This window comes from Hydrogenophaga sp. (assembly GCF_026125785.1).
Classification (GTDB): Bacteria; Pseudomonadota; Gammaproteobacteria; order Burkholderiales; family Burkholderiaceae_C; genus Hydrogenophaga.
Genome location: NZ_JAHCKL010000041.1, coordinates 1 through 3,175, shown reverse-complemented (window position 1 = coordinate 3,175; position 3,175 = coordinate 1). Strand labels below are relative to the sequence as shown.

General features: G+C 67.7%; 1 protein-coding gene. It reads left to right on the top strand.

The window, feature by feature from the left end; all coding sequences use genetic code 11:
* Window positions 1–3,170 (top strand): fused isobutyryl-CoA mutase/GTPase IcmF (gene icmF / locus KIT53_RS20190; RefSeq protein WP_297756283.1); only part of this gene is annotated, 3,170 nt, incomplete at its 5' end.
* Window positions 3,171–3,175: the final 5 nt, after the last annotated feature.

Sequence of the window (3,175 nt, the reverse complement as noted above, 5' to 3'; positions counted from 1 at the left end):
TGCAGGGGATGGGAGCGGAAGTGATCCACCTGGGTCACAACCGCTCGGTGGAAGAAGTGGTGACAGCCGCACTGCAGGAAGACGCGCAGGGCATCGCCATCAGCTCCTACCAGGGCGGGCACGTGGAGTACTTCAAGTACATGGTGGACCTGCTCAGGAGCCGTGGAGGCGAGCACATCCAGGTCTTTGGAGGCGGAGGCGGGGTGATCGTGCCCGCGGAGATCGAGGAACTGCAGGCCTACGGGGTGGCGCGCATCTACAGCCCCGAAGACGGCCAGCGCATGGGCCTGGCCGGCATGATCGGGGAGATGGTCATGCGCTGCGACCACGACCTGAGCGTGCACGCCCCGCGCGAAGTGGGGGCCATCCAGGGCGGAGGTGAAACGCAGTGGCGGGCCCTGGCGCAGCTCATCACGGCGCTGGAGAACGGGCGCGCGCAGGCCCCGCTGGTGCAGGACCTGCGGGAGAGGGCCGCGGGGCTGCGCGTGCCTGTGCTGGGCATCACCGGCACCGGCGGAGCCGGCAAGAGCTCGCTCACCGACGAACTCATCCGCCGCCTGCGGCTGGACCAGGACGACACCTTGAGAGTGGCCGTCATCAGCATAGACCCCAGCCGGCGCAAGAGCGGAGGAGCGCTACTGGGCGACCGCATCCGCATGAACGCCATAGGGCCATGGAGAAACGGCCCGCGCGTCTTCATGCGCAGCCTGGCCACGCGCGACTTCGGCAGCGAGATCAGCGCGGCGCTGCCCGACGTGGTGGCCGCCTGCAAGCTCGCCGGCTTCGACCTCATCGTGGTGGAGACCTCCGGCATCGGACAGGGCGACGCGGCCATCGTGCCGCACGTGGACATCCCCCTGTACGTCATGACACCTGAGTTCGGCGCGGCCAGCCAGCTCGAGAAGATCGACATGCTGGACTTCGCCGCCTTCGTGGCGATCAACAAATTCGACCGCAAAGGCGCGCTGGACGCCCTGCGCGACGTGGCCAAGCAGGTCCAGCGCAACCGAGAAGCCTGGGGCAGCGCGCCCGAGCAGATGCCCGTCTTCGGCACCATGGCCGCGCGCTTCAACGACGACGGCGTCAGCGCCCTGTACCAGGCCCTGCGCAGCCGCCTGGGCGAACTCGGCCTGAGGCTGCTGCCCCAGGGACGCCTGCCCGAGGTGCAGGTTCGCCACAGCACCCACCAGACCCCCATCGTGCCGCCCGCGCGCACCCGCTACCTCGCCGAGATCAGCGAGAGCGTGCGCGACTACAAGCGCCAGGCCCGCCAGCAGGCCCGCCTGGCCCGGGAGATCCAGCAACTGCGCGCCAGCGAAGCCATGCTGCGCCAGGACAAGCCCGAGCGCGCCCGAGCGGCCGAGGCCGTGCTCGACCTGGCGCGCGCACGCGAACTCACCCAGGACCCAGCCGCGCGCCAGCTCCTGGCCCAGTGGCCCGACCTGCAGCGCGCCTACGCTGGAGACGAGTACGTGGTGAAGATCCGAGACAAGGAGATCCGCACCGCGCTGACCACGAAGAGCCTCTCGGGCACCGTCATCCGCAAGGTGGTGCTGCCCAAGTACGAAGACCACGGCGAGATCCTGCAGTGGCTCATGCTGGACAACGTGCCCGGCAGCTTCCCGTACACGGCCGGCACCTTCGCCTTCAAGCGCGAGGGAGAGGACCCCACGCGCATGTTCGCCGGCGAAGGCGACCCCTTCCGCACCAACCGGCGCTTCAAGCTGCTCAGCGAGGGCATGCCCGCCAAGCGCCTGTCCACCGCCTTCGACTCCGTCACCCTCTACGGCAACGACCCCGACCCACGCCCGGACATCTACGGCAAGGTGGGCAACTCGGGCGTGTCCATCGCCACGCTGGAGGACATGAAGGTGCTCTACGGCGGCTTTGACCTGTGCCACCCGGCCACCTCGGTGTCCATGACCATCAACGGCCCGGCGCCCACCATCCTGGCGATGTTCATGAACACCGCCATCGACCAGAACATCGAGAAGTTCAAGGCCGACAACGGGCGCGACCCCAGCGCCAGCGAGGAGGCCAAGATCCGCGAATGGGTGCTGGCCAACGTGCGCGGCACGGTACAGGCCGACATCCTCAAGGAAGACCAGGGGCAGAACACCTGCATCTTCAGCACCGAGTTCAGCCTCAAGGTCATGGGAGACATCGCCGAGTACTTCGTGCACCACGACGTGCGCAACTTCTACTCGGTCAGCATCTCGGGCTACCACATCGCCGAGGCCGGGGCCAACCCGATCAGCCAGCTCGCCTTCACGCTCTCCAACGGCTTCACCTTCGTGGAGGCGTACCTGGCGCGCGGCATGCACATCGACGACTTCGCGCCCAACCTGAGCTTCTTCTTCAGCAACGGCATGGACCCCGAGTACACCGTGCTCGGGCGCGTGGCGCGGCGCATCTGGGCGGTGGCCATGCGCGAGAGGTACGGCGCCAACGAGCGCAGCCAGAAGCTCAAGTACCACGTGCAGACCAGCGGGCGCAGCCTGCACGCGCAGGAGATCCAGTTCAACGACATCCGCACCACGCTGCAGGCGCTCATCGCCATCTACGACAACTGCAACAGCCTGCACACCAACGCCTTCGACGAGGCCATCACCACGCCCACCGAGGACAGCGTGCGCCGCGCCATGGCCATCCAGCTCATCATCAACCGCGAGTGGGGGCTGGCCAAGAACGAGAACCCCAACCAGGGCTCCTTCGTCATCGAGGAGCTCACCGAGCTGGTGGAGGAGGCGGTGCTGACCGAGTTCTGCGCCATAGCCGAGCGCGGCGGCGTGCTCGGGGCGATGGAGACGGGCTACCAGCGCGGGCGCATCCAGGACGAGAGCATGCACTACGAGATGCTCAAGCACACGGGCGAGTACCCCATCATCGGGGTCAACACCTTCCGCAACCCGCACGGTGACCCCACGCCGCAGGCGCTGGAGCTGGCGCGCTCGACCGAGGAGGAAAAGCAGAGCCAGTTGCAGCGCCTGGCGGACTTCCACGCCCGCCACGCTGCCGAATCACCGGCCATGCTGCAGCGCCTTCAGGCCGCCGTCATCGACAACCGCAATGTCTTCGAGGTCCTCATGCAGGCCGTGCGCTGCTGCTCCCTCGGCCAGATCACCGCCGCTCTCTTCGAGGTCGGCGGGCAGTACCGGCGCAATATGTGAGAGCC